Raw genomic sequence first — 26,928 nt, forward strand, 5'->3', positions numbered from 1 at the left:
GCGCGCCGGGTCGGGGCGGGGCAGCGTGGGGCGTTACCGTCAGCCGCGGGGCGGTGTTCGCCGTCTGCATGGCCGGCACCACGCTGCCGACCCCCCTCTACCCCCTCTACCAGGAGAAGTTCGGGTTCTCCGAGTTGACGGTGACCGTCGTGTACGCCGTGTACGCCTTCGGGGTCATCGGCGTGCTGCTTCTGGTGGGCAACGCCTCGGACGCTGTGGGCCGGCGTGCGGTGCTGCTGTGGGGTCTGGGATTCGCTGCGGCGAGCGCCGTCTGCTTCCTGTGCGCCGCCGGGCTGGGTTGGCTGTATGCGGGGCGGCTGCTGTCGGGACTGTCCGCCGGTCTGTTCACCGGGGCGGCCACGGCGTATGTGATGGAGTTGGCCCCGTACGGCGGTGCTTCGCGGGCCACCCTCGTGGCGACGGCCGCCAACATGGGCGGACTGGGCTGCGGCCCGCTGCTCGCCGGGGTGCTCGCGCAGTACGCCGTCCGGCCGCTGTACCTGCCGTTCGCCGTGCACCTCGTGCTGCTGGCCGGCTCCGCTGCCGTCCTGTTGCGGCTTCCGGAGACGGTACGGGAGCGGCTGCCACTGAGCACCGTACGGCCGCAGCGGCCCAGCCTGCCCGTGTGCGTGCGGACGGTGTTCGGGCCCGCGGCGATCGCCTCGTTCGTGGGATTCGCGCTGTTCGGGGTGTTCACGGCGGTCAGCCCGGCATTCCTCGCGAAGTCCCTGGACGTGGACAACCACGCTGTGAGCGGGCTGGTCGTCGCGCTGGCCTTCTTCGCCTCGACCGCCGGCCAACTGGCCGTCGGCCGGGCCGGGGTGGGGCGATCGCTGCCGCTGGGGTGCGCCGGGCTCCTCGCCGGGCTTGCACTGCTCGCGGGGGCGCTGCGATGGGACCTGATGCCGCTCCTGGTACTGAGCGCGCTCATTGGCGGAGGCGGACAGGGGCTGTCGTTTCGCGCGGCACTGGCAGCGGTGGCCGAGGCGTCTCCGGCCGACCAGCGAGCGGCAGTGATCTCGACGCTGTTCGTGGTGGCCTACGCGGGCATCTCGGTGCCGGTGATCGGTGTAGGGGTACTGACGGGCCCGATCGGCCTGGAGCGCGCCGGGCTGGTGTTCATCGCGTGCATGGCCGTCCTGGTCTCGGTCGCAGCCGCCTACCTGCTCCGGCGGCCGGTGCCGGCGAGAACGTGAGCGCGTACCCAGGCGGCGACGGCACATCTGTCGGCTTGGTTCAGCGCATACGCGGACGTGGAGCCACGCGGAGAACGGCCCGGCGACGCGCCGTACCGACCAGCACACGAGTCGATGGCGCCGGAGGGAAAGTTGTCCGATCGGGCCACAGGCGGGCAGCCCAGGCCGCAGTCCGTCACCACAGTGCGCAGTACGCAGCGAACCAGCGGCGCATGGTCGGTGGCAGAGCCGGCCTTCCCGCGACCACCCGTCTGGTCGACGGGCCCGCCTCTCGGCTCAGATCCGCCCGCCGGTCAGGCGGGTGATCGGACCGTGCGGGTGGCGCCCCGCACGGCGGCCCGCCAGGTATGACGTGGCGCCCAACGCGGACAAGCCCGCACCCACGCCGGCGGCGAGGAGCTTTCGATGGGCGATGATCGTCCAGGCCGTCTTGGCGAAGGCCACGGCCTGGCCCGAGGCGGCGATGACGGCCTGGCGGCCGGCTTGGACACGCTCGGCCGCGCTGTGCCCGACCGCGGTGGTCGTCTCGGCCGTACGCCCGGCCGCGTCCGTGGCTGCTGACGCCACGTCATCGGTCTTCCCGGCTGCCTTGTCTGCTGCCTGCGACGCCGGAGCAGTCGCCTTCGCCGTGGCCCGCCTGGCCTTGGAGGCCGCTCCCCGGGTGGATACGGAATCTTGCTTCCGGCCGCTGTTCGATTGAGTCATGAACTTCGCGTTGCCGCTTGCTTCATCGGCAAACACGTTCTGCCAAGACGGCGCACACCGATCCCCGGCCGGCCCGGTGCACGCTTCCCGGAAGCCCCCTGAGCATCACAGGCCAGCCGCACGGCGGGGGGACACGCCCCCCACAGTCTCCGGGACACCAGCGCCATCTCGGTCCCACAGCGGAAGCGCAGCACCACGCGACCGGCGCCGAAGCAGAACAGGTCTGGGAAACCGTCCCACTTCGGCTCGGTGCCGGTGCCGGCACCGGCTCAGGTCCGGACAAGGCGCGGGTCGGTCGACAGTGGCCACGCACAAGATCAGATGCCGACCGCGGAGGCTGCTTCCGCGCCCGTCTAGCGATTGACCGATCGCATCCCCGCCTCGTCATAGCGCTCACCCGCCGCCTCGGGCAGCTCCGCGTCGATGCGGGCCAGGTCGTCCTTGCTCAGCACGATGTCGACCGCGGCGGCGTTCTGCTCCAGGTAGGTGCGGCGCTTGGTGCCCGGGATCGGCACCAGGTCCTCGCCCTGGGCCAGCACCCAGGCGATGGCCAGCTGGGCCGGGGTCACGTCCTTCTCGGCGGCGATCTCCTTCACCTTGGCCGCCAGCCGCTGGTTCGCCTCAATGTTGCTGTCCTGGAAACGGGGGTTCTGCCGGCGCCAGTCGTTCGCGTCCAGGTCGTCGGGCGAGGTGAACCGCCCGGCGAGGAAGCCGCGGCCCAGCGGCGAGTACGGCACGAAGCCGATGCCCAGCTCCCGGCAGGCGGGCAGTACCTCGGCCTCCACGTCCCGCGACCACAGCGAGTACTCGCTCTGCACCGCGGTGACCGGGTGCACCGCGTGGGCGCGCCGGATGGTCTCCGCGCTCGCCTCGCTCAGCCCGATGTAGCGCACCTTGCCCTCGGCGACCAGCTCGCCCAGCGCGCCGACCGTCTCCTCGATCGGCACGTTCGGGTCGACGCGGTGCTGGTAGTACAGGTCGATGTGGTCGGTCCCCAGACGCTCCAGGGAGCCGTGGACCGAGCTGCGGACGTGCTCGGCCGAACCGTCCTGCGGGCCGACCGTGGTGATGTCGCCGGGTACGGCGTCATCCATCCGGTAGTTGAACTTCGTCGCGATCACGTACGCGTCGCGATGCCCCCGGATCGCCTCGCCGACGAGCGACTCGTTGGTGAGCGGACCGTACATCTGCGCGGTGTCGAGGAAGTTCACGCCGAGGTCGAGGGCGCGCCGGATGGTCGCGATCCCTTCCTCCTGATCGGTGGATCCGTAGAAGGCGGACATGCCCATGCACCCGAGCCCGATGCTCGATACCTGGAGGTCCCGCAGACTGCGCTTCTGCATACCGTGTCCCAGCCTTTCCTGCACACACGTTCGTCGTTCGGACGGCACCAAGCCCCCCGTCCATCTGGCGACGAATTCCGCCGCCCGGCATCCGGAAGGACACACCGAACGAGGAACCTCGAGCGCCACGATGTCTGCGACGCTACGACCTGGAGCGCACTCGAACGCAAGTCAGGCGTCCAGACCGGCCGGCGACCAGTCGAGGACTTCCGGTCGGACCAATGATGAAGGGCCGTGCACGGTGCGGCTTCAACAGTCGAACACCGACCAGCAGATGTCGTTGCGCAGCCGCTGGTCATCAAGTACGAGCTCGCGGATCGCCTCCGGGAGCTGTTCGCGCTGCCATCGGCACTCGAGTCGTCCCGCGGTCTCGCCCTCGCCTGCCGGTGCCGCTGCACGCACAGCCTTGATCGCGTAGGCAGCCGCGCCGAGTTCGTGCGCGGCGACGTGGGCGACGGCCCCGGCCTGGCCGGCGGCGTACGCGGCATGCCGTTCCGCCCCACGCAGGTCTCTGGCTGCCCCCATCGCATGGCCGCCCGCCGCGCGCGCCTGCATCATCTTCACCTCGCCACGCACCCAGGCCCGCGCGTGCTCGATCGCCTGGCGCGGTCGCGGGTCCCCGGGCCGGGCCGACTCGAAGAGGCCGAGGACGTGCTCCGCGCACGCGGCAGCCCAGAGAGCGAGGAGACGGTGATCCGCATCGGTGAGGGTTCCACCACGGCGGATCGTCACGAAGCGAGGGTCACGGATCTTCGGGAGGATCATGACGTGCACTCCCTTCTGCGCATATCGGCGCCACGTGCTGCGCCGTGCCCTGGCGACCAGTCAGCCGGGCGACACAGCGTACGACCCGTTCAAGTGATCTTCCCGCCTGGAACCCAGCGCCGCAATTGCATGTCTGCGGCCATGCCGCTGTCGCAGATGCTGCGAAGTCCCGGCCGAGGCCTGCGGAGCAACGGCCAAGGCTTGTGGACCAGTTGAGGCAGCCCAGCCGATCGACTCCTGGAAGGCAGCGCGGGTGCGTCTTCCCGGTCGCGGCCGACATTGCCGGCCAGGCACGCGGTCGATCAGCCAGCCAGGGCCGAGGCAAGTGCTTCGGTGGCGTGGACCAGTTCGGCATCCCGCTCGTTCAGGAGCCGTGGAATGGCGCCACTGTGGGCATGCACGGCGCGGCGGGCCGCGTCTTCCCAGGCGACGTAGTCGCTGTGGCCGCGGCACGCTTTCGGGTAGGCGGCGGCCGCGGTCTTCCACTGGTGGGCCCCGGCGATGTTCCGCAGCAGGTGGAGGATCTGTGCCCGGCAGGTCACCTGGGGGCGCTCGGCGAGGTCCCACAGGAAGGGGACCGTGACGGCTGTGGCCTGGTCGACGACGAAGCCGTACTGGCAGATCCGGTTGCGCAGTCTTTCCAGAGCGGTGTCGGCGGCGGCCGCATCGCCCGAGGCGAGGGCAGCGAGCAGGAAGGGGATGGCCGCCGCGGAGCCGGTGGCGTCCTTGAGCTCGCGCCAGGGCACGTGTGTGACATGCCCGAGCGTTGCAGCCGACGGGTCGTGCCCCACATGGGTGCCCATCGATCCATGGGTGCTCATCGCTTCAGATCGCCGCGCTGTCCTGCCAGGCGCCGCGTCGGGTGGGCAGCATGGCCCAGACGGTCTTGCCGGTGGGGGCGGAGCGGGTCCAGCCCCAGTGTTCGGACAGGGCGTCCACGATATGCAGACCGCGGCCGTGCTCGTGGAGCGGGCCGGTGGTCCGCGGGCAGACGGGCAGGGTGCTGCCCGGGTCGGTGACGGCACACACCAGGTGAGCGGGGCGCACGGTGAGCTTGAGCCACACCCCGGGCTCGCCCTCGTCGGTGGGGCTGCCCGGCCGGGCGTGCAGCACGGCGTTGCCGACCAACTCGGAGACGATGCTCAGCGCATCGTCGCGGCAGTGGTCCAACTGCCAACGGCTGAGGGTGCGTTGGGTGAAGGCGCGGGCCTGGGCGCACTCCTGGTCGGTGCCGGACAGATGCAGGGTCGCGGTCATGGGTGCGCCGCGCAAAGGCGCGACAGAGGGTGCGGTCCGATCCGGCGTGCTCACAGTCGGGCCGAGCCTGGCTGCTTGGTGCGCGGACAACGACACAGCGTCTCCTGAGGCGTCAGGACGGGGCGTCAGCGTGGCGGTTGACGCCTTGGCTATTATCCACGCCGACAGCAACTTCGTGCAATTTCACGGGAAATTGCGCGAGTCGAAAGGGAACCGGCGCCGTGCGCGTCGGCCTGCACCCACGGGGCGGCAGGCCGGCAGTGTGGCGGAACACCTGCAAGGAGACTGCCGTGCCGTCAGCTCAGAACGGGGTGCGGGCGAGTTCACTGGGCGTGAACTGGATCAAGAGCCGCCACTCCAACGCCGAAGGCAATTGCGTCGAGGTCGCCGCCCTGGCCGGCGGAGGCGTCGCCATGCGCAACTCCCGTGACCCGCACGGGCCGGCACTGATATACACACCGGCCGAGGTGGCCGCCTTCCTGGCCGGCGCGAAGGACGGCGAGTTCGACCACCTCGTCTGACGCGGTCGCCGGACATCCGATTGTGCCGACACATGCGCCTGCAGGCTGCGCAGTGCGATAATGCAGCCTGTTGTCGCCTGTCCACCGGGAGTCAGGATGCCCTCCGAGTCACCTCGCATCTCCCGCCTCGAACCGTATCTGCATCGCACCGAGCCGGCTCCGACCTTGCTGAAGATGCTGGTCGGGGTGCAGCTCGCGGGTATCCGCGAAGACGCCGGTCTCGCTCAGGAACAGGCCGCCCGCGCCGTGGGGTTCAGCCCGGCGAAACTGTCACGCATCGAGGCGGGCAAGGGCCGCCGCCCGCCCACCGAGAGCGACGTACGGGCCCTCCTCGATCTGTACAAGACGGAGGACTACGAGGCATCGGTGCTGCTGCAGTTGCTGCGGCGCGCCGGGGAACCGGGGTGGTGGCAGCGCTTCGACAAGCGGCTGATGCCCGAGTGGTTCGACCGGCTGGTGGGCCTGCAGGAAGCGGCGGAAGCGATCCGTACGTTCGAGATCCAGTACGTTCCCGGGCTCCTGCAGACGCCGGCCTACACCCGCGCCGTGGTCGAGCGCGGCCTGCCCACGGCACCGGCCCGCGAAGTCCAGCGCCGCGTCGAACTCCGCACGCGGCGACGGGAGTTGCTGCAGCGCGCGGACGCGCCCCAACTGTGGGCGGTCATCGACGAGTCGGTGCTGCTACGCGTCCTGGGCAGCCGTGAGGTCATGCGCGAGCAGCTGGAGCACCTGGTCACGATGGCGCAGCTGCCTCATGTGACCGTCCAGGTCGTCCCCTTGGACGTCACGAACGCCTCCGCACCGGCCATCCCCGTCACGTACCTGCGCTTCGGCGGCCTCGACCTGCCCGACATCGTCTATCTCGAACACATCAGGAGCGCCACGTTCCTGGAGGACCGCGACGAGACGGAGGAATACCGGGTGGCCCTGGACCGGCTGGCCGACGAGGCCCTCAACCCTCGCGAGTCGCTGGCCCTCCTGCGCGACACCGCCGCGCGCCGGTACCCGGCCGAGTAATCTTCGCGTATCGCTACCGGATTCGGCCCACGCCGCCGAACTCGATCCACTCCTGGGTGAGCTGACGCGGCGCCACGTCGTTGTCCGGCCTCCAGGTGGACACCTCCACCAGGCCCGGCTCGAGGATGTCCATGCCCTCGAACCACTCCGCGACGTCCTTCTCCTGCCGCACCCGGCCCCAGTGCCCCTGGGTCGCCTGATCCATGAAGTTGGTGACGAAGTCCCGCACCTCCGGGTCCTCGCTGACCAGCTGACACATCACCAGGCAACTGCCGGGGACGAGTTGTTCGGCCACCCGACGCACCACCGCGGACGGCCCTTCGCTGTCGCTGTCCGGAATGCAGTGGAACACCGAGTTGAACAGCACCGCCACGGGCTGCGAAAAGTCGATCAGCCGCTGGGTGTCGGCGTGGGAGAAGATCGCGTCGGTCTCGCGCAGGTCCGCCTGAATGACGGTGGTGCGCTCGTTCTGCTCCAGCAGGGCCCGGCCGTGCACCAGGACCATCGGGTCATTGTCGACGTAGACCACACGCGACGCCGGGTCGATCCGCTGCGCCACCTGGTGCACGTTGTTCTGAGTGGGCAGCCCCGACCCGTGGTCGAGGAACTGGCGCAGGCCGTACTCCTGCGCCAGGGTCCCGACCACCCGCTGCAGAAAACGCCGGTTGTTGAGGGCCAGTGCCCGTGTGCTGGGCACCACCTTGTCCAGTTCCTCGCAGGCAGCGCGGTCGACGGCATAGTTGTCCTTGCCGCCCAGATAGTGGTCATACATGCGAGCGGCCGTCGGAACCGTCGCGTCAATCTTCGTCGACATCCGCTTCCCCGACTCCATCGTCTCCCCCACTCCCGCGCCGCACTCAGCGCACCGGCACGCCAGGCAATACATCCTAGAGACACAGCACTTGGCCAACCACCCACTTGATCGAACCTCCCGCCGCCACGGCTCACCGTCCTTGCCGCTGGACGAGGCCGACCCCAACGACCCCCGGCCGGCTCCTGAGGCCAAGGTCGTGAAATGGAAGCGCCGGGTGGCGACCATCAACTCCCGGCTCGCTGAGGCTCAGAGCAAGGCCGCCGAGTGCGGAGGGAAGGACCGGGTCCTGGACGTCAGCTCCAGCGGCAGGAGTTGCCAGGCTATGTCGTGGTGCAGGACGTACAGGATGCCCTGCAGACACAGCCGGCCTGCCAACGCCCGCGGGCCCGGCGACTTCTCCGGCCGGAGCAGCAGCGGCTCGATCAGCGCCCCCACGTCGTCGTCCAGGATCCACGGCCGGGTGCTCACATCCTCGCGAACAGCGGAGTCGTCACATCGGTCACGCCGGCCCGGGGCACTTCAACAAGATCAAGTTACGACCTCGTAAGCCGCGGTCTCATACTGCAACGGTCTTCGGCGTGACTGATGGCCAGGCTATGCACCGGCCTGGGCATGCTTGGGGATCTTGGTGATGTTCGGGGCGTAACGGGGAGGCTAGCGAGGTGCCGCGAGTACGTCCCGGAGCACGTTCTCGAGCGTGACGCGGGCCAGCTCGTGTCTCAGGGTCTCCTCGATGCCCTCGTAGATGCCCTGCATCGCCGGCTGGATGCCGTGACCGACCACGCAGTCCTGGTCCGGGGTGGTGCGGTGCATCGCGAACAGCGGGCCGGGTTCCACTGCCTCGTACACGTCGAGCAGGGTCATCGACCCCAGCTCGCGCGCCAGCGACCAGCCCGCGCCCACGCCCCGACGGGACTCCACGAGCCCGGCCTTGCGCAGCTCGCCGAGCAGCCGCCTGATCACCACGGGGTTGGTGTTCGCGCTGTTCGCGATCTGCTCGGAGGTGGCGACCTCATGGCCCTGGCGCTGGTAGAGACCGATCCAGGCCAGCGCGTGGGCGGCAATGGTCAACCTGCTGTTGGCACTCATGGACCCCCTCCTCTCGGCCGCAACGCTTTATGTTACGACAGCCCAGTCGTAACAGCGATGGTTGCGACAAGCTGTCGTAACCATTAGCGTTGCGACTGTCGGGACGGGTCAATCAACGAGGTGAGAAGAATGAGCAAGCCACTTACGGGCAAGGTCGCCCTGGTCACCGGGGGGTCGCGCGGACTGGGAGCCGCGACCGTACGACTACTGGCCGAGCAAGGCGCCGACGTCGCCTTCACCTATGTCAGCTCCGAGAAGCAGGCGCAGGCTGTCGTCGACGAGGTGCACGGCAAGGGAGCGAAGGCCGTCGCCTTCAAGTCCGACCAGGCGGACATGAGCCGGGCGCCGGCGCTGATCGACGCCGTGGTCGCGCACTTCGGCGGCCTGGACATCCTCGTCAACAACGCGGCGATCTCGGTGGAGCAGGGCCGCACGGTGGACGACCCGGACGCCGACACCGCCGCACTGGACCGGATGCACGCCACCAACTACCTCGGCGTGATCGCCGTCATCCGGGCCGCCTCCCGACTGCTGCGCGCAGGCGGCCGCATCATCACGGTGAGTTCCGGACTGGGCTCCCGGGTCGGCGCCCCGGGCCTTGCCGACTACTCGGCGACCAAGTCGGGGGTCGAGAGGTACACCATGGGTGTCGCACGGGACCTCGGGCCCCGGAACATCACGGCCAACGTCGTGGAGGCCGGGCTGATGGAGGGCGGCATGGAAGGGCCGGGTCCCGAGATCCTCAAGGCCCTGGTCAGCTCGCTGTCCCTGCAACGCATGGGCCACCCCGAAGAAATCGCCGCGGCGATCGCCTTCCTGGCGAGCCCCGCCGCGTCGTACATCACGGGCGCGGTGCTGGACGCCCACGGTGGCTACAACGCCTGAACCAGCACGCCTGCCGCGCACCCCGAAGGACATCGCGCCCTCGGGGCGCACACCGCCAACGACCCGCGCGCGCGTGGACACGCCTCGAGAAGACCGGATCGTGATCGCGTTACAGCTTTAACGCACGCCCCACCGGCGCACATCCACAAGATCGTGTCACGAGCTCTATGGACTGGCCGGCGGGGCGACGACCAGCTCCGTGTCCGGGTCGTGGTCGATCTGCGGAGGGCCTGCAACGATCATGGTGGCTCGGGCCCACGGCCGTTCTCGCAGCATGAACGGCAGTTCCTCCAGGAGCCAGTTCGCCACGTGTCTCCGCTGCTCGGTGGAGTCACCGTCGCGGGCCACCAACAAGCGCTCCTGTTCATCAAGGTCACCCTGCATCCACACCGAGGCGTCCAACCACGGGGCAAACGCTTCGCGGATGGTCCCGGTCCCTTCGACCCAGATGAAGTCGGCACCAGCAGGAATGGTGATCGATCCGGGCCGGTCGAGGGCGATCCAGGCATCAGGGCGGAAGTCCACCGCCTCACCCCGGCGCAGCGGTTGCAGGATGTTCTCGACGAGCACGGCGCCCCAGTCGAAGCAGGCGTGGTTCCAGGCGATGTCGTCAGTGTGCATGGTGGCGGAGTTGGGCACCACCTTGTGCAGCCGCTCGGCCAGGGTCGTCTTCCCGGCGCCGCCCCGGCCGTCGATGGCGATCACCCGCGGACGTCCGGTGACGCCGGGTGATACACCGCGCAGTTGCCGGACGGCGTCGAGCACGGTCACCACCCGCCAGCCAACGGCCTCGGTCTCGCCTGGATGCAGACGCATCGACAACCTGCCTCTGGAGATGAGGACACGCGTCCGGCCTGCCCGGACGGTCCGCCGGTCGCCTGACCCTATCGAGGTCATGGTCGAGCAGCCACGTCGGTGTCGGGCGACGACACTCGACCCATTTCGCCCGGGCCCGTCTCAGCCGCGGGATGGGTGGTGAGTGCAGTGGAGTGGTTACGGAGACCATCCGACAAGCGATCCAGCGGTGGTGTCGCCACGTCAGATCCCAATCCGGGGGGACATCGACATGATCAGGCACAAAGAGATGAGGTCACTGAGGGACGTCGCTTCTCCCTGACTTTGATCATGCAGGTGCGGGCCTGAGCGACTCCCGAACCATGCCGAAACGACACCCACGGAGTGCGACACAGGCGGTATGCCCGACGCTGATTTTGTCACCAGCCCGATCACGGCAGTCAGTTGCCTGCTGGGCTCTTGCAAGCGTCCGGACGGTCCCCTCTGTATGGCGCCGTCCGCGCCATACAGGAGCCGAACAGTCGTACGCGCCCCGGCAGGTGGAGCCCCATCGGGTCGCCGTTCCCGTTCGAGGGTGAAAGTTTCGAAATTCTCCTGCCTCATTGCGCGACGTCCCTATCGCGGAAGGGCAGTTGCCGTTGGGGGTCGCATCCTCTGCCCGCCGGAAGGCGACGGCCCCTCCTGCCGCAAAGATGGGGAGCGTCGCTCCCGCTCCCCTGCCTCCGAGACGGAAGTGGCCAGCTGGGCATCCGTCTGGCTCCCGTGGCCCGGTGAACCAGTTGCCACTCACCCGAGGCGGTTGAGGAGCAACGTCACGGCCCAGCGCACGAGCGCACCAAATGCCGCCGCCAACGCCATCCTCCCCGCCTTGCCCGCGATACGGCGAGCCTTCCCGGGCTCGCGCTCAGGCTCCCTCATGCGCCCCTCCATTCAGTGAACAAATGGAAACTGACTGATCAGACTAAAGAGAGACCCGCACGTAACGGCCGGGCGAGATACCACTCAACTCCCCCGACTTTCTTGGCCACTTCCCACAAGTCAGACGCGCCTGAGGCCGCAAACCTGCGGCTTCGGCGGGGCACCCGCCCATACCTCGCGGACGGTTGGAAGGAACCTACGACCTAGGAGGCCAACCGCATACCGACCAATCGGGTTGCACGGTCGAACAGGGATCCTGATCGGGCGATCCCGGGACTACACGCGGGGTGCCTGGGTCCTTCCCCGGCGCCTTGATGGTGGCCATTGTCGGCCTACTGGTGAACGCGCAGAGCTGTGTACGGGCGAACTTACAGAGCACCGGCATCACCACTGTTCAGTGATCCGCTTTGTGCGGGAGCCAAACGATCTTGCGGTAGCCGCGTCCGGCCATGCGAACCCTCATCCCTGACCTCCTGGCCTCCTGGCCTCCTGGCCTCCTGGCCTCCTGGCCTCCTGGCCGACAGGATTGACTTTCCAGGCAGGAAAGCCAATACTCAACTTTCCAGGCAGGAAAGTGAGGCGTCATGGACGAGCTGACACCTGAGCAGGCACGAGCCGCGCTGGACACCGTGGAGCGATCCCGCCGCAGGGTGATCGACGAGATCGACGTGCCGCTCTGGTACTGGGCGGGCCTGGCCACAGGCTGGCTCGCGCTCGGCGTGATCGCCGACCTACATCATCCGCTGGTGACCACCCTGGTCACCCTCGCCTTCGGGGCCGCGCACTCCTCGATCGCGCCCCGGGTGGTCAACGGACGGCACCGCAGCAGCCAGATGAGCGTGCGCGCCGACATCGCCGGTCCACGGCTGGCAGTCTGGGTGCTGGGCAGTCTGGTCGCCCTGGTCGGGGTCACCGTCGCCGCAGCGCTCATCCTGAACGCCGACGACGCGCGTCACCCGGTCACCGGGGCGGCCGTCCTGGCCGCGGTCATGCTCGTGCTGGGCGGGCCGCTGCTGCTGGCCGCGGCACGCCGCCACGCCGTACGGACCGGCGCGGCATCATGACCACGCCACGGTTCGACGAGCTGATCCATCCCAGCACCCGGCTGTCCATCGTCTCCCTGCTTGCGGCCGCCGACTGGGCCGACTTCGGCTACATCCGCGACCAACTCGGTCTGTCCGACTCCGCACTGTCCAAACAGCTCTCGACGCTGGAGCAGGCCGACTACGTCACCGTCGACCGCTCCATCAGACGCCGCGTACGCGCCCGCCTGACCACCGACGGTCGAGCCGCCTTCCAAGGCCACGTAGCCGCACTGCAGGCCATCGTGGCCACCGCGAACGCCCCGTCCACCGACTCCGTCGGCGACAAGCCACGCCACTGACCGCGGATGGCGTCTCAGACGCCACGCGGCAGACTCATGGCCGAGCCAGGCAGTCACCCCACAGGGCAGCCAGCCGGGCCGGGATCACGGGGATGGCGGCGCAGCCTTGGGGATCACGTGGGAACCCGTCACCCGCAACAAAGGTCCACGCGCCGTCCTTGGTCTTGGTGAAGTACTTCTCCGTGCTTCCCTCGTCCTGGAGTTGGACCAGTTCGTTCTCGGTGGCTGCGGCCGTCGCCGTGAAGGAGGTCCCGGCGTAGAAGACGCCGTCGCACTCGCCGTAGTAGAAGGTGCCCTTGACCGGGGCGATGTGCACCAGTCCCGGCTGCGATCGCTCGTACGCCAGGGTCACCGCGTCCTTGACCTGCTGCGGCACCACCAGAGAGCGGCACGGCTGGGACGCGGGTGAGGAGGGTGTGGCCGCCGGGTCGTCCGGCGCCGGGTCGGGGGTCTTCGACGTTGCGGCCGGCGGGGTGGTGGAGCCGGCCGGAGTGGTCGGGCTCACGACCGCCTCCGGCAAAAGGGCCTGGCCAAAATGGCCGGTGAGCGCGAACGCACCTCCGCCCACCGCGGCCACCACGGCGACGGCGAGTCCGGCCGTGGCCATCCGGCGACGGCGCCGCAGCTCATCGCCGCGAGCCCGGACAACTGCGGCGGGCCGGGCGCCGGTTCGTGCGGCGAGCTCCTCGGACCCTGCCCGGAGGATGGCCTCGAAGTCCTCAGTCATGGTGGTGCACCTCCTGGTCGGCGAGACCGAGGACGTCGGTCACGGCAGTGGGAGCGCTGCTGGGTGGAGAGAGGGCCGGCCGCGCACCGGGGGTGCGGGCGCCGCCGCCCGGGCCGTCGCCCGCGATGTCGGACAGATGGGGCGCCATCATGTGGCGGCCGCGCGACAGCCGGGCCTTGACCGTTCCGGGCGCGACGTCGGTTTCCCGTGCCGTCTCCTCGACGGACAACCCGACCAGGTGATGCAGCACGATCGCCCGCCGTTGCTCGTAGGGGATGCGCCGCAACGCCGCGACGATCGCCACGTAGTCGGGGCTGAGATCGGGAACCTGGTCGGGTATGCCGTGACGGCGGTGGGCCGAGAGCCGGTTGACCGCCTTGCGCCACACGCTGACCCGGATACGGCAGGCCACCGACCGCACCCAGGCCTCCGGGTTCGCGTAGCCGGACACCTTCTCCCAGTTCTGCCAGGCCCGAGCGAAGGCCTCCTGCACCAGGTCCTCGGCCTCGGCGAGACTGCCCGTCATTGCGTACATCTGGCTGGTCAGCCGGCTCACATGGCCGGCGTAGAAGTCATCGAAGCCACGCGCATCACGCATTGCCCCCTCCACATCACGGTTTTGAGGGGTCGCGCCCTCACCACTTGTCACGTCCGAGGGGGGTGACAGGTTGCAGGCCCGCAGCCGCCGAGAACTGCTCGAGCCGTGGCCGGGGATGCCCGCGGCGGTGATCGCCGTCCTCGCCCCCGGGAGGCCCGCACCGATCCCGCCCGCGCCAGGAAGGACCGACCCCCTTCTGATCGATTGATCGCTATCATGGCCGCATCGCGCGAAACCGATCGTGCGAGCCCCCGCACGATCCCGCGCGGGCGGCGCGAGCGACCCGGACGGAAGCGGTGGGGACATGCGGGAGCCGGCGCAGCAGCGGCAGGACCGGATCGCGGAGGTGGTGCGGGAGCGCGGCGTCGCGCGCATCACCGATCTCGCCGACGAACTCGGCGTCTCCGTCGTGACGGTGCGCCGGGACGTCGAGGAGCTCGCCCAGCGCGGGGAGGTGCGCCGCGGGCACGGGGTGGCGCGCTCGCTGCGGCCGGTGCCCGAACAGACCGCCTCCGGGAGCGACGCGATCGCCATGATCGTGCCCGAGAGCAACACCTACCTCACCGAGGCCGTGCAGGGCGCGCGCGAGGCCGCGGAGAAGGCCGGTCTGCGGCTCGCCCTGCACATCACCGCAGGCTACGGCGGGGCGGAGGAGCGCGAGGCGGTGCACCAGGCCCTGAACGCCGGAGCCCGCGGACTGCTGCTGTCGCCGCACTGGCGCACGCAGGAGGAGGCCGACGCGGACCAGTCGTGGCTGTCCGATCTCGAGGTGCCCGCGGTGCTCGTCGAACGGCGTCCCTCACGGACCAGCGCCATCTATGCCGTGGACTGCGTGCGCACCGATCACGCCTACGGGGTCCACCTGACACTCGGCCACCTGGCCGACCTCGGGCACCGCCGCATCGTCCTGGCGGCGCGCGACGACAGCCCCACCGCGCGAGTCATCCGCGCCGAGTTCGCCGCGCAGACCGCCGCCCGGGGACTGGCCAAGGGGTGCCGCACGATTCTCAGTTCACCCACCGCGGGCCCCGACCCGCGTGTCACCGACCCGCGAGCGCTCGACCTGGCCCAGACGGTCGCAGACACCCGCGCCACAGCGGTGCTGATCCACAGCGACATGGACGCACTGGTTCTCGTACGAGGGCTGCAGGCGGCGGGGATCTCCGTTCCCGGGGACTGCTCGGTGGTCGCGTACAACGACGTCGTCGCCGACATGGGTCCGGTCCCGCTGACCGCCATCGCCCCGCCCAAGGCCGAGCTCGGCCGGATGGGAGTCGATCTGCTGCTGCGCCGGCTCGAGGCGGCGCGGGGCGGACTGCGCCCCGGGCCCACCCGCCACCTGGAGCTGCTGCCCGACCTGGTCGTCCGGGGATCCACCGTCCCGCGGGCTGCCTGATCCACCGGCGGTCGCCGCCGCGGTCGTACCGTCGGCGTGCCCACATTTGAGCGTTTGAGCGTTTCAGTTTCTTTTGTTCGATGCATTGACGCCTTTTTCTTCGGTCGATCAGGATGCCCGTAACCCAGCAACGACGCGGGAGGGTGCATGCCTGGTCAACGACGCCCGGCGAACAATCGATTGGTACGTACGTCCGGCGTGGCGCTGTTCACGGTCCTCGCCCTGCTGCTGACGGCCTGCTCCGCCTCCGGCCCCAGCACCAGCGCCGCCGCCGGAGGGCCGGTCCACCTCACCTTCTGGTCGGCCCTGCGCGGCACCCAGGAGGTCGTCGACGAGTACAACCGCATCCAGAACAAGGTCAGGGTCGACTTCCAGCAGGTCCCCTCCGGCGCCCAGGGCGGCTACGCCAAGCTCAGCAACGCCGCCCGCGCCGGCAACGCCCCCGACGTCGCCACCATCGAGTACCCGCAGCTGCCGGGCTTCGCCATCGACGGCGTGCCCCGCGACCTGACCAAGCTGCTGCCCGACCCGGTGCGCCGCAAGATCCTCCCACAGGCGCTGGACCTCACCACCCTCGGCGGGCACACGTACGCGGTGCCGGTGGACATCGAGCCGATGATGTTCTTCTACCGCAAGGACGTGTTCACGAAGTACGGCATTCCCGTCCCCAAGACCTGGGCCCAGTTCGAGAGTTCGGCCCGCAAGCTGAAGAAGGCCCGGCCGAAGTCCCGTATCGGCAGCTTCTTCACCAACGGCTCCCTGCACATGGCCGCCTTCGCCTGGCAGGCCGGCGGCCAGTGGTTCAAGACCTCCGACGACACCTGGCGCATCTCCATGGCCGACACCCCGACCCGCAAGGTCGCCGCGTACTGGCAGCACCTGGTCGACGAGGACCTGGTGCGCGTCGAGCCGGTGGACAGCCAGCAGTGGCGGGCGCACCTGCAAAGCGGCGAGACCGTCGGCTACACGGCCGGCGCCTGGGCGGCCGGCTCGCTGATGAACTCCACCCCCGGCGGCAAGGGCAAATGGGCCATCGCCCCGCTCCCCCAGTGGGACCCGGCCAAGCCATCGCTCGGCACCCAGGGCGGATCGACCTTCGTCGTCACCAAGGACAGCCAACACCCCACCGAGGCACTGGACTTCATCACCTGGATGGTCACCAGCCCCGACGCCCTGCGCGCCAAGCTCTCCAGCGGCATCAGCAGCGCGTACCCGGCCGTGCCCTCCCTCGTGCCCGTCGCCCGCAAGGAGATGGACACCGGCTACTACTCCGGCCAGGACATCTTCGGCCTCTTCCAGCAGCAGGCCAAGCTCATCTCCCCCCACTGGAAATGGGGGCCCCGCATGACCTCCACCATCACCTCCGTCGAAGACGGCTTCGCCAAGGCCGGAGCCGGCAGCGGCACCATCATCGGCGCCCTCCGCGAAGGGGAACGCCGCACCCTGCCCGACCTCAAGAGCCTCGGCCTGTCGGTCACTACCCACTGAGGTGCACCCATGAGCACAGTCATCTCCCCAGGGAAGACGGGAAAGCGGACCGCCACAACACCGCACGCCACCACCCCCTCCCGCCCCCGCTCCCCCGGACGCCGCCAGCAACTGCTCGCCTGCGTCACGCTCCTGGCCCCCTTCACGGCCCTGCTCGTCGCCGTGTTCCTCGTCCCCGTCGGCTACGCCATCGGCCTCAGCCTCTTCTCCGAGGACCACAAGGGCCTCGGCTTCGGCGGCGGCACCACCGTCTTCACCGGACTGCGCAGCTACCTCGCCGTACTGGACGACCCGAGCTTCCTGTCCGGGTTCGGCGTCATCGGCCTCTACTGCCTGATCTTCGTACCCGTCGTCGTGATCAGCGCCCTCGCACTCGCCCTGCTGCTGGACTCCGGACTCGTCCGCCTGCGCCGCACCGCACAGATGCTGCTCTACCTGCCGCACGCCGTGCCCGGCATCATCGCCGCCGTCATCTGGCTCTACCTCTACACCCCCGGCCTCAGCCCGGTCATCAAAGCCTTCGCCCAGGCCGACATCACCATCGACTTCCTCGGCCTGCACACCGTGCTGCCCTCCATCGTCAACATCGCCCTGTGGAGCGGCCTCGGCTACAACATGGTGATCTTCTACGCCGCCCTGCAGGCCCTGCCCCGCGAGGTCATCGAGGCGGCACGCATCGACGGCGCCGGCGGCATCCGCACCGCGCTCATGGTCAAGGTGCCCATCATCAAGGGCTCCGTCGTGATGGTCTGCATGTTCGCCCTGATCGGCGCGCTCCAGCTGTTCACCGAGCCCATGCTCATGAACCAGGCCACCCCGATGGTCAACTCCCGCTTCACCCCGAACATGTACATCTACGACGCGGCCTTCCGCCGCAACAACTACGGCCTGGCCTCCGCGGCCTCCGTCATCCTCCTCGTCGTCACCTGCGCCCTGTCGTACGGCGTGACGCGCTGGGCCGGCCGCAGGGAACGGAGCCCGCGATGACCACCCACACACCCACCACCGCACCCGGGCCGGCCACGAGCAGGCTCACCAGCCGTACCGCCGTCAACACCGTGGTCCTCATCGCGGCCCTCTACACCCTGCTGCCCGCCCTGTGGCTGCTGCTGGCCTCCACCAAGAACGCCGACGCACTCTTCGGCAGCGACATCCTCTCCCTCGGCAACTTCTCGCTGGGCCACAACCTCGCCGACCTGTTCACCATGGAGGACGGCGTCTACGGCCGCTGGTACCTCAACAGCCTGCTCTACGCCGTCGTCGGCGCCCTCGTCGGCTCGCTGATCAGCGTCGCCGCCGGCTACGCCTTCGACAAGTACGAATTCCCGCACAAGGAGAAGCTGTTCGGGCTCGTCCTGACCGGCGTCATGGTCCCGCCGACCGTACTCGCCCTCCCCCTGTACCTGGTGGCCTCCGACATCGGCCTGGTCAACACCTTCTGGGCGGTCTTCATCCCCGTCCTGTTCAACCCCTTCGGCGTCTACCTCGCCCGCCTGCTCTCCAGCGGCTACGTCCCCAACGAGGTACTGGAGGCCTCCCGGGTCGACGGCGCCGGCGAACTCCAGACCTACCTCCGCGTCAGCCTGCGCATGCTCGGCCCCGGCTTCGTCACCGTCTTCCTCTTCCAGCTCACCGCCATCTGGAACAACTTCCTCCTGCCGATGGTGATGCTCTCCAACCAGCACCTGTATCCGCTCAGCCTCGGCCTCTACACCTGGAACAGCTCCGCCACCGTCTCACCCGAGTACTACCCGCTCGTCGTCATCGGCTCGCTGCTCGCCGTCGTCCCACTGATCGTCGCGTTCCTCACCCTGCAGCGCTACTGGAAGTCCGGCCTGACCGCAGGGAGCGTCAATTGACTCCTCCCCTTCGTGAAGGAGGGGGATTCCTAGCTCACGTCGCCTGCGGCCCGGCGGGCACCCAGGTCTTGCACGATCAGCGCTAGCCGGGTACGAGACCAGCCCGGACCAGCATCACACGCGCTGAGTTCTTGTCTCTGGGTGAGACGGCTCCGCACGCGGTGCAGGTATAAGTTCGTTCGGAAAGAGGTAGTGCGTGCTTGGCTCTCGCTCCGCACTCGGCGCAGTCCATCGTGGTGTGCGCGGGGTTGACCAGGTGCACGGCACGGCCGTGCTTGCGGCCCATCTCGATCAGGGCCCGTTTGGTGGCGCCGATGGCGGCGTCGGCCGCCTTCTTGGCCATGGCGGTCTTAGCGAGGAACCTGGGCCGGAAGTCCTCCACCGCGACGGCGTCATGGTCGCGCACCACGCGCTTGGCCCACTTGCGCCCGCTGTCCTGCCGCTGGTTCGCAATCTTGTTGTACAGCTTCGCGGTCTGCCGCTTCGCCTCGCGGTAACCGTTCGAGGCGGCCTGCCCCCTGGCGGGTTTCCGGCGCGCCATCATGCGCTGGTAGCGGGCAAGCTTTTGGGCGGCTGTCTTCCCGTGCTGCGGGTGGGCAAGGTCGTGGGCGTCGGATGTGGTGGTGGCGGTCTCCTTCACGCCCCAGTCCACACCGATCACATGGCCGGTCGCGGGCAGCACCTCGACCGTGGCTACCACAACGAAGGACGCGTACCAGGCGCCGGTGCTGTCGCGGTAGACGCGGACCGAGGACGGCGGGCTGGGAAGCTGACGCGACCACACCACGGTCACGGCGATACCGCCCGCAAGGTGCAGGCGGCCGTCCTTGAGACGGAATCCGCGCTGGGTGTAGTTCAGACTCGGCCGCGCCTCGCGCTTCTTCTTGTACCGGGGCATCCCCGCCCGCTGCCGCATCGGCAACCGGGCCTCGATGTCTTTCAAGGCTTTGGCGCGGGACTTCCCGAAATCCCGTATCAGCTGCTGCTGAGGAACCGAGCTTCCCTCGGCCAGCCACCCAGTCCGGCCACGTGCTTCGGTCAGCATCTTGTCCAGCCGGGCCGGACCGCACTTCTCGCCCTCGGCGTGGGCCTTCTTCGACCGGGCCACACACTCGTTCCACAGCCAGCGGCACCGCGCCCACTCCGCCTCAAGAGCAGCCCAAGCGGAACGTGACAAGCGCAGACGGAAGGTGTACCGGGCATGCCCGGCCACCTCACACGCCTGCACCGAAGTCGTCATGCATCCGAACCTACCCGGAAGGACTGACAGTTGAGAGATCTTGATCATTGTGGACCGTCTCACCCCGTCGCGGAGGGGACACCGAATCGCCCTGACGGCGCTTCGGCCACCTCTGCCCTGCACCGCAGGCATCCGATTCGTCCCCGGGCCGAAGCCTGGGGCATCCCCGGAGGAATTCGGTGACGCAACCCGACGACCTGTTCCGCCGTCCGCGCACCGTACTCGCCATGGCACAGAGGACCGCCCACCAGGTCCTCGCCCCCGACGTACGGGCCCGGCTCGCCGACCTCACCGACATCGACCCGCACCTCGTCCTGGACGACCTCACCACTCCCACCGCACACCGGGCGCTCGCCGACGCCGAACTGCTCATCACCGGCTGGGGCTGCCCGCCCCTCGATTCCGCGGCCCTCGATGCAGCGCCCCGGCTGCGCGCGGTCGTGCACACCGCCGGGACCGTACGCCACCACATCACCCCCGCCTGCTGGGAACGCGGCCTGACCGTGTCCTCCGCCGCGGCGGCCAACGCCGTGCCCGTCGCCGAGTACACCCTCGCCATGATCCTGCTCGCCAACAAACGCGTCCTCGACACCGCCCGTACCTACCGCGCCGAACGTCGCCGCATCGACTGGAACGAACGCCACCCCGATGCGGGCAACTACCGCAAGACCGTGGGCATCCTGAGCGCCTCGATCATCGGACGCCGCGTCATCGACCTGTTGCATCACCACGAACTGAACGTTCTGCTGCACGACCCCTACGTCTCGGACACCGAGGCCCGCGCGCTCGGGGCGCAGCCGGTCGGCCTGCCGGAACTGTTCGCCGACAGTGACGTCGTCAGCGTGCACACCCCACTGCTGCCCGAGACCCGCGGCCTGGTCAGCCGCGAACTGCTGGCCCGGCTGCGCACCGGCGGCACGCTCATCAACACCGCCCGCGGTGCCGTCGTAGACCAACGGGCCCTCACCGACGAGGTGGTCTCCGGGCGCCTGAACGCGATCCTGGACGTCACCGAGCCGGAGGTCCTGCCCGCCGACTCCCCCCTGTACGACTGCCCCAACGTCCTCGTCACCCCGCACATCGCCGGCTCCAAGGGCGGCGAGCTGCGCCGCCTTGCGGACCTGGCGCTGTCCGAGGTCGAGTCGTACGTCCGCGGCCGGCCCTTCGCCCACCCCGTCCGCCCCGAAAACCTGGCCCGCCTCGCCTGATGCGCCGCAGCCGCCGTGCAAGCCAAGTCGGACGACCCCCGGAACGAACAGGAGACGTGGCCCCCTGATGCCCGACCACACCCTCCAACTCCCCCCGGAAGACCGCACTCTCAGCCCGTACACCGGCTACACCCGCGCCCACTGGGAAGCCACCGCCGACCAACTGCTCACCGCCGCCCTGCGCTACGCCACACCCGGCCACGCCCTGATCGACCTGCCCGGCCCGCCGTCCAAGTCCGGGGTGCGCTCGGACGGCCTGGAAGGCTTCGCCCGTACGTTCCTGCTGGCCGCGTTCCGTACCGCCGGGGCGTCCGGCAAGGACCCGCACGGCTTCCTGGAGCGCTACACCGCCGGCCTCGCCCGCGGCACCCGTACCCCCGGCCGAGACGACGCCGAGTCCTGGCCGCACATCGGCCACCACGGCATCCAGGGCCAGCCCATGGTCGAATCCGCCTCCGTGGCACTGGCCCTGCGCCTGACCGCGCCCTGGACCTGGGACGCCCTCCCCGCCGCCGACCAGGACCGCGTCGAGCAGTGGCTGCGCGCTGCGCTCAGGCACACCCCCGCGCCCAACAACTGGTACCTCTTCCCGCTCACCGTCGCGGGCTTCCTGGAATCCGTCGGCCGCGGCGACGCCGAAACCCGCTTCGCCATCGAGCGGGGTCTCGGCCTGCTGGAGGGCTGGCACCAGGGACAGGGCTGGTACTCCGACGGCGACGGCCGCGCCTTCGATCACTACAACGGCTGGGCCCTGCACTTCTACCCGCTCCTGCACGCCCACCTCACCGGCGACCGGACCCAGCTCGACCAACTCGGCCCCCGGCTGCGGGAGTTCCTCGACGGCTTCGCCCTCCTCTTCGACGCCAACGGCGCCCCGATCCATCACGGCCGCTCCCTGACCTACCGCTTCGCCGCCGTCACCGCGGTGGCCCTCGGCGCCCTCACCGGCCAGACACCGCTCGCCCCTGGCGTCACCCGCCGCATCCTCAGCGGAGCCTTGCGGCACTTCCTCGACCGCGGCGCGCTGACCGGCGACGGCATCCTCAGCCTCGGCTGGTACCGCCCGCACGCGGCAACCCTCCAGGACTACTCCGGCCCCGGCTCCCCGTACTGGGCCTCCAAGGGCTTCCTCGCCCTGCTGCTCCCGCCCGAACACCCGGTGTGGACGGCCACCGAAGAGAAGGCACCCGTCGAGGGACCCGACCGTGCGCTCGCCCTTCCCGTCCCCGGGCTGCTCATCCAGACCACGGGGGCGGACGGCCTGACCCGCCTGCACAACCACGGCAGTTACAAGTTCGACTCCCGTGAGCCGGAGCGCGCTCCGGGCAATCCGCTGTACGCCCGGCTCGCGTACTCCACCCGCACCGGCCCGACCAGTGCCGCCAACGCCCCCGACAACCACATCGCGATCGAAGCACGCGGCACCCGCAGCGCCCGCATCCGGATCAACCCCCTTGCCTCCGGCCCTGGTTGGCTCGCCTCGTGGCACCGGCCGGTCTTGCCCGAGGGCGGTCCCGTCCTGCCCTCGGCCCGGATCGAGAGCCTGACGCTCGTCCGCGGCAGGCTGGAGCTGCGCGTGCACCGCGCCGTCGGCATACCGCCGGGAACGCCAATCCACCTCAGCGGCTGGGCAGTTGCCCTGTCACCCGAGGCCGCAGCCGAAGCCGAGCAGACCGCAGATATACGGCTCAACGGACCCGAGGTGACGAGCCAACTGCTCGGCCTGCACGGCTGGCAGACACAGCGCCCGGTCCGGGCACCGCAGGGCACGGCCTACGGTCCCTGGGCCCTGGTCCCCGAACTCACCGGAACGATAGGCGGGTTCGGCGCCGACACGGTCTTCGCCGCCCTCGCCTCCCTCACCGGCGAACCAGACCCCGCTCCCCTCGCGGGGCAGGCCACCGCCGAGGCGAACGGCCTCGCCGTCACCGTCCGCTGGGCCGACGGAACCCGTACGGTCGTCGACTTCGGCAGCGACGGCCCCTCGGTCACCGTAGAGGAGCCCTCATGACGCTCCGTCTGGGCCTGTGCTCCGTCACCCTGCGCCACCTCGACGCGGCCGGCGTCCTCGCGGCCGCGGTCGAAGCGGGCCTGGAATGCGTCGAGTGGGGCGCCGACATCCACGTACCCGCAGGCGACGAGGCCGTAGCCGCCGAGGTACGTGCCGCCACCGAGAAGGCGGGCCTGGCGGTTGCATCCTACGGTTCCTACTACCGTGCCGGACACTCCGACCCCACAGCCTTCGCCGCCGTCCTCCGCTCGGCCATGCTGCTCGGCGCGCCCCGTATCCGCATCTGGGCGGGCGCGACGGGCACCGACGAAACGTCGCCCACGGCGAGGGAGGCAGTCATCCGGGACACCCGGCGTGCCGCCGCACTCGCAGCCGAGGCGGGGGTCCAACTCGCCTACGAATTCCACCGCAACACCCTCACCGACGGCGCCGATCGCACCCTTCGGCTGCTGAGCGAAGTCGACCACCCCGACGTCTTCGCCTACTGGCAACCGCCACTCGACGTACCGGCCACGGAAGCCCTCGACGGCCTCGGCACCGTGATCGACCAGGTCGCCGCAGTGCACGCCTTCTCCTGGTGGCCCGGCACCACTCGGCACCCGCTCTCCGCCCGCGCCGAACTGTGGCGTACAGCCCTCGCCCGACTGCACGCGTACGGTCAACCCCTGGACGTCCTCCTGGAGTTCGTCCCCGACAACGACGAGAAAGTGAGTCACGGCTCGGTCCGGGTGACACGGGCGCCGGCCCGGATGGCCTTCGGGATCTCGGCGACCTCGTCCACGGTCTCGAGCAGCCGCTCCAGGTCGGCGGGGGCTGCGGTCGAGTCCAGAGCCACGGCGTAGGTGATGCCGGTGGAGGCCCAGTTGTCGGTGTCGAAGCCGCCGGCCGCGGTGACGCGTACACCGTCGAGCGCAATGCCCATGCCGACGGCCTCGCGGTACAGGTCATTGAGTACGCAGCCGGCCGCGGCCAGATGAAGCAGGTGCGCCCCGGTGAAGTCGGCCTCAACCGAAACGCCTTCCGGAGTCCACCGATGCGGAAAGCGGACCGCGCGTTCGTCATCGGAGCGGAGGGTCCCGGCGCTCACCACGACATTGAATCCGTCAACCATGCCCGGTCCTCTGGCAGTCGTCAGGCGGCGGCCGGGGCAGTGACCGCCACTCTGCGCCATTCAAGCAGACAACGGAGCCGCGCCCGCCGAACCCGCGGGTCCGTATACGCCTGTCGGCGCACACACCCAACACATCGGATCTCTCCCATCGCATTGACGCCCTTCATCCCCGTCCCTATGTTTCATCGCTGGATAGCTCCGATGAATCGCTGAGCCTGCCTGGAGGCACCGTGCCCTGCCCCTCCGCGCCCGACCCGTCCAGACGTACCGTCCTCGCCACCGGATCCGCCCTGGGCGGCGCGCTGTTGGCCTCCGGCCTGACCACCCAGGCGAACGCGGCCGACCAAAGCCCAGCGGAAGTGTCCTCCGACGACCCCTGGCGGACCGTGCTCGACGACGCCGACATGGTGTGGCAGCGGATGCCGACGGCCTGGTACGAAGGCCCGTTCCTCGGCAACGGCTACCTCGGCTCCGGGATCTACGCCGAACCCGGCGCCGCATCGACGGCCGTGCGCTTCAACGTCCAGCACTCCGAAGTGCAGGACCACCGCCCCGAGTTCGGCTCCCTCTTCGGCCTCGCCCGGCTGCCCATCGGATACTTCACGCTGGAGCCGGTGGGCGCGATCACCGGGCTGGACTGGCGACTGTCCCTGTACAACGCCGAGTTGACCGGCACGCTCACCACCGACAAGGGCACGCTGGCCCTGCGCGCGCTGGTCCACAACGACCGCTCGGTCCTCGCCGTGGACGTCACCCCGAGCGAGGGCGAGCGCGGATTCCGCTGGGTGTTCCATCCGGCGGACGCGATCAGTCCGAGGGCCGCGTTCAAGCCACTGCCGGACGGCTACCGGGGCAATCCGCCTGCCCAAGTCGCCGACCACGACGGCGTGACGGCCGCCGTGCAGCCGCTGCTGGCGGGCGGACAGCACGCCACCGCGTGGCGGGAGCGCACCAGGGGCCGCACGCGCACGCTGTATGTGCACGTGGCGCACTCGTACCCGCAGAACACGGCCCTGGACCGGGCGCTGAAGGCCGTCCGCGCCGCGGACCGGCTGCCCTACTCCGCCCTGGCGGCGGACCACCACGCCTGGTGGCACGCCTACTACCGCAGGAGCTTCCTGTCCCTGCCCGACGCCCGGATCCAGCGCTTCTACTGGATCCAGCTCTACAAGGCCGCCTCCGCCGCCCGCCGCGACGCCCCCGTCATGGCGACCAGCGGCCCCTGGCTGGAGCCCACCCCGTGGCCCAACACCTGGTGGAACCTCAACGCCCAGCTGGAGTACTGGCTCATCCACGGCTCCAACCACCTCGAACTCGACGCCATCACACGGGCGTTGAGCGAGTTCCGGAAGAACCTCGCCACGGAGACGCCGGCGCCGTACCGCGCCGACTCGCTCGGTATCCCGCGCACCACCGATCCCCACCTGGTCAACGGCGCGGCCGACCCCCTCATGGGCTACGGCGTCGGCATCCCCGGCCAGGACCCGCCGACCCCCGAAGTCGGCAACCTCACCTGGGCGTTGCACAACGTCTGGCTCAGCTACCGCCACACCATGGACGAGTCGATCCTCCGCGACGTCCTCTTCCCCCTGCTGCGCAAGGCGATCAACTACTACCTGCACTTCCTCGAGCCCGGCCCGGACGGCAAGCTGCACCTGCCCGCCACCTTCTCCCCTGAGTACGGCGGCGACTCACGCGACTGCAACTACGACCTGATGCTCCTGACCTGGGGCTGCCGCACCCTCCTCGAATCCGCCGAACTCCTCGGGATCGACGACCCGTTGGCGCCGCGCTGGCGCGAGGTGCTGGCGAAACGGGTGCCGTATCCGACCGACGCGAACGGCTTCATGATCGGCGCGGACATCCCCTTCGCGAAGTCGCACCGCCACTACTCGCACCTGCTCGCCGTCTACCCGTTGTACGAGGTCACCGGCCGCACCCCCGACGAACGCGCCCTGATCGAGAAGTCACTCGCCCACTGGGTGGGCTTCGAAGGCGCCCTCCAGGGCTACACCTTCACCGGCGCCGCCTCCATGTCCGCGCTGCTCGGCAAGGGCGAGGACGCACTGAACTACCTCGGCGAGCTCATGACCCGCTTCATCAAACCCAACACCATGTACCTGGAGTCCGGGCCGGTCATCGAGACACCCCTGTCGGCGGCCCAGTCCCTGCACGACATGATCTGCCAGTCCTGGGGCGGGATCATCCGGGTGTTCCCCGCGCTCCCCGCCGCCTGGCCGGACCTGGCCCTGCACAACTTCCGTACACAGGGCGCCTTCCTGCTCAGCGCACACCGCCAGGCCGGCACCACCCGCTGGGTGCGGCTGGTCAGCGAGGCGGGCGCGCCCTGCGTCGCACAGCACGGAATCGCGGGACCGGTCGACGTACGGGACGGACGGGGCCGACCTGTGCGATACGCCGACGCGGGCCGCGGCGCAATCCAAGTCGCCCTGCGCAAGGGCGAGTCGGCGCTGATCACTGCCAAGGGCGACCGGCCCGACCTGACCGTCGCACCCGTACGCCCGAACGGGGAAGCGCCCCGGTGGGGGCTGCCCCAGGCCTGAACGGCGTTCCTCGGGGTTCGCCGCCATCGCTGCCGGG

General features: G+C 69.7%; 26 protein-coding genes and 2 pseudogenes. 14 read left to right on the forward strand and 14 right to left on the reverse strand.

What is annotated here, in order from left to right; genetic code table 11:
- Nucleotides 1-68: 68 nt before the first annotated feature.
- Nucleotides 69-1,196, forward strand: a complete 1,128-nt coding sequence (locus tag ABZ880_RS30615; protein ID WP_361269165.1) for an MFS transporter — start codon at nucleotides 69-71, stop codon at nucleotides 1,194-1,196.
- 276 nt (nucleotides 1,197-1,472) lie between these two features.
- Here the strand turns inward: ABZ880_RS30615 and ABZ880_RS30620 are convergent, their stop codons facing one another.
- The 5 genes from ABZ880_RS30620 to ABZ880_RS30640 all read right to left on the reverse strand — a co-directional run bounded on the left by ABZ880_RS30620 (nucleotide 1,473) and on the right by ABZ880_RS30640 (nucleotide 5,266).
- The gene (locus ABZ880_RS30620; RefSeq protein ID WP_361269168.1) at nucleotides 1,473-1,763 is read right to left on the reverse strand and encodes a hypothetical protein; all 291 of its coding nucleotides are present in this window, start codon (nucleotides 1,761-1,763) and stop codon (nucleotides 1,473-1,475) included.
- A gap of 491 nt (nucleotides 1,764-2,254) precedes the next feature.
- Complete coding sequence (locus tag ABZ880_RS30625; RefSeq protein ID WP_361269171.1) at nucleotides 2,255-3,244, reverse strand: aldo/keto reductase; 990 nt, start codon at nucleotides 3,242-3,244, stop codon at nucleotides 2,255-2,257.
- A gap of 249 nt (nucleotides 3,245-3,493) precedes the next feature.
- The gene (locus tag ABZ880_RS30630) at nucleotides 3,494-4,009 is read right to left on the reverse strand and encodes a putative immunity protein (protein WP_361269174.1); all 516 of its coding nucleotides are present in this window, start codon (nucleotides 4,007-4,009) and stop codon (nucleotides 3,494-3,496) included.
- 302 nt (nucleotides 4,010-4,311) lie between these two features.
- Nucleotides 4,312-4,830, reverse strand: a complete 519-nt coding sequence (locus tag ABZ880_RS30635) for a hypothetical protein (protein ID WP_361269177.1) — start codon at nucleotides 4,828-4,830, stop codon at nucleotides 4,312-4,314.
- 4 nt (nucleotides 4,831-4,834) lie between these two features.
- A complete protein-coding gene (locus tag ABZ880_RS30640; RefSeq protein ID WP_361269179.1) occupies nucleotides 4,835-5,266 on the reverse strand; it encodes an ATP-binding protein in 432 nt (143 codons plus the stop codon).
- Nucleotides 5,267-5,556: 290 nt separating this feature from the next.
- Here ABZ880_RS30640 and ABZ880_RS30645 point away from each other — a divergent pair, with 290 nt between their 5' ends.
- Both ABZ880_RS30645 and ABZ880_RS30650 read left to right on the forward strand, forming a co-directional pair.
- A complete protein-coding gene (locus ABZ880_RS30645; RefSeq protein WP_361269181.1) occupies nucleotides 5,557-5,787 on the forward strand; it encodes a DUF397 domain-containing protein in 231 nt (76 codons plus the stop codon).
- Between the two features lie 96 nt (nucleotides 5,788-5,883).
- Nucleotides 5,884-6,804 carry a helix-turn-helix transcriptional regulator gene (locus tag ABZ880_RS30650; protein WP_361269184.1) on the forward strand — a complete coding sequence of 307 codons (921 nt, stop codon included), beginning with the start codon at nucleotides 5,884-5,886 and terminating at the stop codon, nucleotides 6,802-6,804.
- A 13-nt stretch (nucleotides 6,805-6,817) separates the two neighbouring features.
- Here the strand turns inward: ABZ880_RS30650 and ABZ880_RS30655 are convergent, their stop codons facing one another.
- From ABZ880_RS30655 to ABZ880_RS30665, 3 genes are all read right to left on the reverse strand, one after another.
- The gene (locus ABZ880_RS30655) at nucleotides 6,818-7,636 is read right to left on the reverse strand and encodes an SAM-dependent methyltransferase (RefSeq protein ID WP_361269187.1); all 819 of its coding nucleotides are present in this window, start codon (nucleotides 7,634-7,636) and stop codon (nucleotides 6,818-6,820) included.
- Between the two features lie 228 nt (nucleotides 7,637-7,864).
- Complete coding sequence (locus tag ABZ880_RS30660) at nucleotides 7,865-8,086, reverse strand: transposase (protein WP_361269190.1); 222 nt, start codon at nucleotides 8,084-8,086, stop codon at nucleotides 7,865-7,867.
- Between the two features lie 186 nt (nucleotides 8,087-8,272).
- Complete coding sequence (locus ABZ880_RS30665) at nucleotides 8,273-8,707, reverse strand: Rrf2 family transcriptional regulator (protein ID WP_361269192.1); 435 nt, start codon at nucleotides 8,705-8,707, stop codon at nucleotides 8,273-8,275.
- 129 nt (nucleotides 8,708-8,836) lie between these two features.
- Between ABZ880_RS30665 and ABZ880_RS30670 the strand changes: the two genes are divergently transcribed.
- The gene (locus ABZ880_RS30670; protein ID WP_361269195.1) at nucleotides 8,837-9,592 is read left to right on the forward strand and encodes an SDR family oxidoreductase; all 756 of its coding nucleotides are present in this window, start codon (nucleotides 8,837-8,839) and stop codon (nucleotides 9,590-9,592) included.
- 165 nt (nucleotides 9,593-9,757) lie between these two features.
- On the opposite strand, the gene ABZ880_RS30675 is transcribed toward ABZ880_RS30670, so the two are convergent.
- Entirely contained in the window at nucleotides 9,758-10,408 is a 651-nt protein-coding gene (locus ABZ880_RS30675; RefSeq protein WP_361269490.1) for a hypothetical protein, read from the reverse strand.
- Between the two features lie 765 nt (nucleotides 10,409-11,173).
- Complete coding sequence (locus ABZ880_RS30680) at nucleotides 11,174-11,305, reverse strand: hypothetical protein (protein WP_361269197.1); 132 nt, start codon at nucleotides 11,303-11,305, stop codon at nucleotides 11,174-11,176.
- Between the two features lie 584 nt (nucleotides 11,306-11,889).
- Here ABZ880_RS30680 and ABZ880_RS30685 point away from each other — a divergent pair.
- Together ABZ880_RS30685 and ABZ880_RS30690 are read left to right on the forward strand one after the other, a co-directional pair.
- Nucleotides 11,890-12,369 (forward strand): hypothetical protein, encoded by a 480-nt coding sequence (locus tag ABZ880_RS30685; RefSeq protein ID WP_361269199.1) that lies wholly within the window; start codon nucleotides 11,890-11,892, stop codon nucleotides 12,367-12,369.
- Nucleotides 12,366-12,689, forward strand: coding sequence for a transcriptional regulator (locus ABZ880_RS30690; protein ID WP_361269202.1), 324 nt, complete (start codon nucleotides 12,366-12,368; stop codon nucleotides 12,687-12,689). The genes ABZ880_RS30685 and ABZ880_RS30690 overlap by 4 nt, the downstream gene beginning before the upstream one ends.
- 34 nt (nucleotides 12,690-12,723) lie before the next feature.
- Here ABZ880_RS30690 and ABZ880_RS30695 read toward each other — a convergent pair whose 3' ends face one another.
- Together ABZ880_RS30695 and ABZ880_RS30700 are read right to left on the reverse strand one after the other, a co-directional pair.
- Nucleotides 12,724-13,416 carry a hypothetical protein gene (locus tag ABZ880_RS30695; RefSeq protein WP_361269204.1) on the reverse strand — a complete coding sequence of 231 codons (693 nt, stop codon included), beginning with the start codon at nucleotides 13,414-13,416 and terminating at the stop codon, nucleotides 12,724-12,726.
- A complete protein-coding gene (locus tag ABZ880_RS30700; protein ID WP_361269207.1) occupies nucleotides 13,409-14,014 on the reverse strand; it encodes a SigE family RNA polymerase sigma factor in 606 nt (201 codons plus the stop codon). The genes ABZ880_RS30695 and ABZ880_RS30700 overlap by 8 nt, the downstream gene beginning before the upstream one ends.
- A gap of 304 nt (nucleotides 14,015-14,318) precedes the next feature.
- Here ABZ880_RS30700 and ABZ880_RS30705 point away from each other — a divergent pair, with 304 nt between their 5' ends.
- The 4 genes from ABZ880_RS30705 (at nucleotide 14,319) to ABZ880_RS30720 (ending at nucleotide 18,757) form a co-directional block, all read left to right on the forward strand.
- Nucleotides 14,319-15,410: a LacI family DNA-binding transcriptional regulator gene (locus ABZ880_RS30705; RefSeq protein ID WP_361269209.1), complete on the forward strand. Its 1,092-nt coding sequence runs from the start codon at nucleotides 14,319-14,321 to the stop codon at nucleotides 15,408-15,410.
- A 147-nt stretch (nucleotides 15,411-15,557) separates the two neighbouring features.
- Nucleotides 15,558-16,898, forward strand: coding sequence for a sugar ABC transporter substrate-binding protein (locus ABZ880_RS30710; RefSeq protein WP_361269212.1), 1,341 nt, complete (start codon nucleotides 15,558-15,560; stop codon nucleotides 16,896-16,898).
- Nucleotides 16,899-16,907: 9 nt separating this feature from the next.
- Nucleotides 16,908-17,885 (forward strand): sugar ABC transporter permease, encoded by a 978-nt coding sequence (locus tag ABZ880_RS30715; RefSeq protein WP_361269215.1) that lies wholly within the window; start codon nucleotides 16,908-16,910, stop codon nucleotides 17,883-17,885.
- Nucleotides 17,882-18,757: a carbohydrate ABC transporter permease gene (locus ABZ880_RS30720; RefSeq protein WP_361269217.1), complete on the forward strand. Its 876-nt coding sequence runs from the start codon at nucleotides 17,882-17,884 to the stop codon at nucleotides 18,755-18,757. Before ABZ880_RS30715 ends, ABZ880_RS30720 begins: the two co-directional genes overlap by 4 nt.
- Before the next feature lie 94 nt (nucleotides 18,758-18,851).
- Here the strand turns inward: ABZ880_RS30720 and ABZ880_RS30725 are convergent.
- Nucleotides 18,852-19,997: pseudogene (locus ABZ880_RS30725) on the reverse strand (transposase); the annotation flags it as partial.
- A 227-nt stretch (nucleotides 19,998-20,224) separates the two neighbouring features.
- Here ABZ880_RS30725 and ABZ880_RS30730 point away from each other — a divergent pair.
- From ABZ880_RS30730 to ABZ880_RS30740, 3 genes are all read left to right on the forward strand, one after another.
- Nucleotides 20,225-21,205, forward strand: coding sequence for a hydroxyacid dehydrogenase (locus tag ABZ880_RS30730; RefSeq protein ID WP_361269220.1), 981 nt, complete (start codon nucleotides 20,225-20,227; stop codon nucleotides 21,203-21,205).
- A gap of 67 nt (nucleotides 21,206-21,272) precedes the next feature.
- Nucleotides 21,273-23,216, forward strand: coding sequence for a DUF2264 domain-containing protein (locus tag ABZ880_RS30735; RefSeq protein WP_361269223.1), 1,944 nt, complete (start codon nucleotides 21,273-21,275; stop codon nucleotides 23,214-23,216).
- Entirely contained in the window at nucleotides 23,213-24,058 is an 846-nt protein-coding gene (locus tag ABZ880_RS30740; RefSeq protein WP_361269225.1) for a TIM barrel protein, read from the forward strand. Before ABZ880_RS30735 ends, ABZ880_RS30740 begins: the two co-directional genes overlap by 4 nt.
- Here ABZ880_RS30740 and ABZ880_RS30745 read toward each other — a convergent pair.
- Nucleotides 24,004-24,387 (reverse strand): annotated as a pseudogene (locus ABZ880_RS30745) (hypothetical protein); the annotation flags it as partial. The gene ABZ880_RS30740 and the pseudogene ABZ880_RS30745 overlap by 55 nt on opposite strands.
- Nucleotides 24,388-24,557: 170 nt before the next feature.
- Between ABZ880_RS30745 and ABZ880_RS30750 the strand changes: the two are divergent.
- On the forward strand, nucleotides 24,558-26,891 hold the full coding sequence (locus ABZ880_RS30750; RefSeq protein WP_361269226.1) for a Tat pathway signal sequence domain protein: 2,334 nt from the start codon (nucleotides 24,558-24,560) through the stop codon (nucleotides 26,889-26,891).
- The last annotated feature ends 37 nt before the right edge of the window (nucleotides 26,892-26,928 follow it).

It is taken from the genome of Streptomyces sp. NPDC047043 (assembly GCF_040644055.1).
Lineage (GTDB): Bacteria > Actinomycetota > Actinomycetes > Streptomycetales > Streptomycetaceae > Streptomyces.

Excerpts from the sequence above, each read along its gene's own strand:
- ABZ880_RS30695 (WP_361269204.1), bottom strand. The coding sequence starts at position 13,416 with ATGACTGAGGACTTCGAGGCCATCCTCCGGGCAGGGTCCGAGGAGCTC.
- ABZ880_RS30635 (WP_361269177.1), bottom strand. The coding sequence starts at position 4,830 with ATGAGCACCCATGGATCGATGGGCACCCATGTGGGGCACGACCCGTCG.
- ABZ880_RS30730 (WP_361269220.1), top strand. The coding sequence starts at position 20,225 with ATGGCACAGAGGACCGCCCACCAGGTCCTCGCCCCCGACGTACGGGCC.
- ABZ880_RS30665 (WP_361269192.1), bottom strand. The coding sequence starts at position 8,707 with ATGAGTGCCAACAGCAGGTTGACCATTGCCGCCCACGCGCTGGCCTGG.
- ABZ880_RS30720 (WP_361269217.1), top strand. The coding sequence starts at position 17,882 with ATGACCACCCACACACCCACCACCGCACCCGGGCCGGCCACGAGCAGG.
- ABZ880_RS30670 (WP_361269195.1), top strand. The coding sequence starts at position 8,837 with ATGAGCAAGCCACTTACGGGCAAGGTCGCCCTGGTCACCGGGGGGTCG.
- ABZ880_RS30640 (WP_361269179.1), bottom strand. The coding sequence starts at position 5,266 with ATGACCGCGACCCTGCATCTGTCCGGCACCGACCAGGAGTGCGCCCAG.
- ABZ880_RS30680 (WP_361269197.1), bottom strand. The coding sequence starts at position 11,305 with ATGAGGGAGCCTGAGCGCGAGCCCGGGAAGGCTCGCCGTATCGCGGGC.
- ABZ880_RS30735 (WP_361269223.1), top strand. The coding sequence starts at position 21,273 with ATGCCCGACCACACCCTCCAACTCCCCCCGGAAGACCGCACTCTCAGC.
- ABZ880_RS30690 (WP_361269202.1), top strand. The coding sequence starts at position 12,366 with ATGACCACGCCACGGTTCGACGAGCTGATCCATCCCAGCACCCGGCTG.
- ABZ880_RS30615 (WP_361269165.1), top strand. The coding sequence starts at position 69 with ATGGCCGGCACCACGCTGCCGACCCCCCTCTACCCCCTCTACCAGGAG.
- ABZ880_RS30630 (WP_361269174.1), bottom strand. The coding sequence starts at position 4,009 with ATGATCCTCCCGAAGATCCGTGACCCTCGCTTCGTGACGATCCGCCGT.
- ABZ880_RS30685 (WP_361269199.1), top strand. The coding sequence starts at position 11,890 with ATGGACGAGCTGACACCTGAGCAGGCACGAGCCGCGCTGGACACCGTG.
- ABZ880_RS30655 (WP_361269187.1), bottom strand. The coding sequence starts at position 7,636 with ATGGAGTCGGGGAAGCGGATGTCGACGAAGATTGACGCGACGGTTCCG.
- ABZ880_RS30705 (WP_361269209.1), top strand. The coding sequence starts at position 14,319 with ATGCGGGAGCCGGCGCAGCAGCGGCAGGACCGGATCGCGGAGGTGGTG.
- ABZ880_RS30675 (WP_361269490.1), bottom strand. The coding sequence starts at position 10,408 with ATGCGTCTGCATCCAGGCGAGACCGAGGCCGTTGGCTGGCGGGTGGTG.
- ABZ880_RS30710 (WP_361269212.1), top strand. The coding sequence starts at position 15,558 with ATGCCTGGTCAACGACGCCCGGCGAACAATCGATTGGTACGTACGTCC.
- ABZ880_RS30700 (WP_361269207.1), bottom strand. The coding sequence starts at position 14,014 with ATGCGTGATGCGCGTGGCTTCGATGACTTCTACGCCGGCCATGTGAGC.
- ABZ880_RS30625 (WP_361269171.1), bottom strand. The coding sequence starts at position 3,244 with ATGCAGAAGCGCAGTCTGCGGGACCTCCAGGTATCGAGCATCGGGCTC.
- ABZ880_RS30715 (WP_361269215.1), top strand. The coding sequence starts at position 16,908 with ATGAGCACAGTCATCTCCCCAGGGAAGACGGGAAAGCGGACCGCCACA.
- ABZ880_RS30650 (WP_361269184.1), top strand. The coding sequence starts at position 5,884 with ATGCCCTCCGAGTCACCTCGCATCTCCCGCCTCGAACCGTATCTGCAT.
- ABZ880_RS30740 (WP_361269225.1), top strand. The coding sequence starts at position 23,213 with ATGACGCTCCGTCTGGGCCTGTGCTCCGTCACCCTGCGCCACCTCGAC.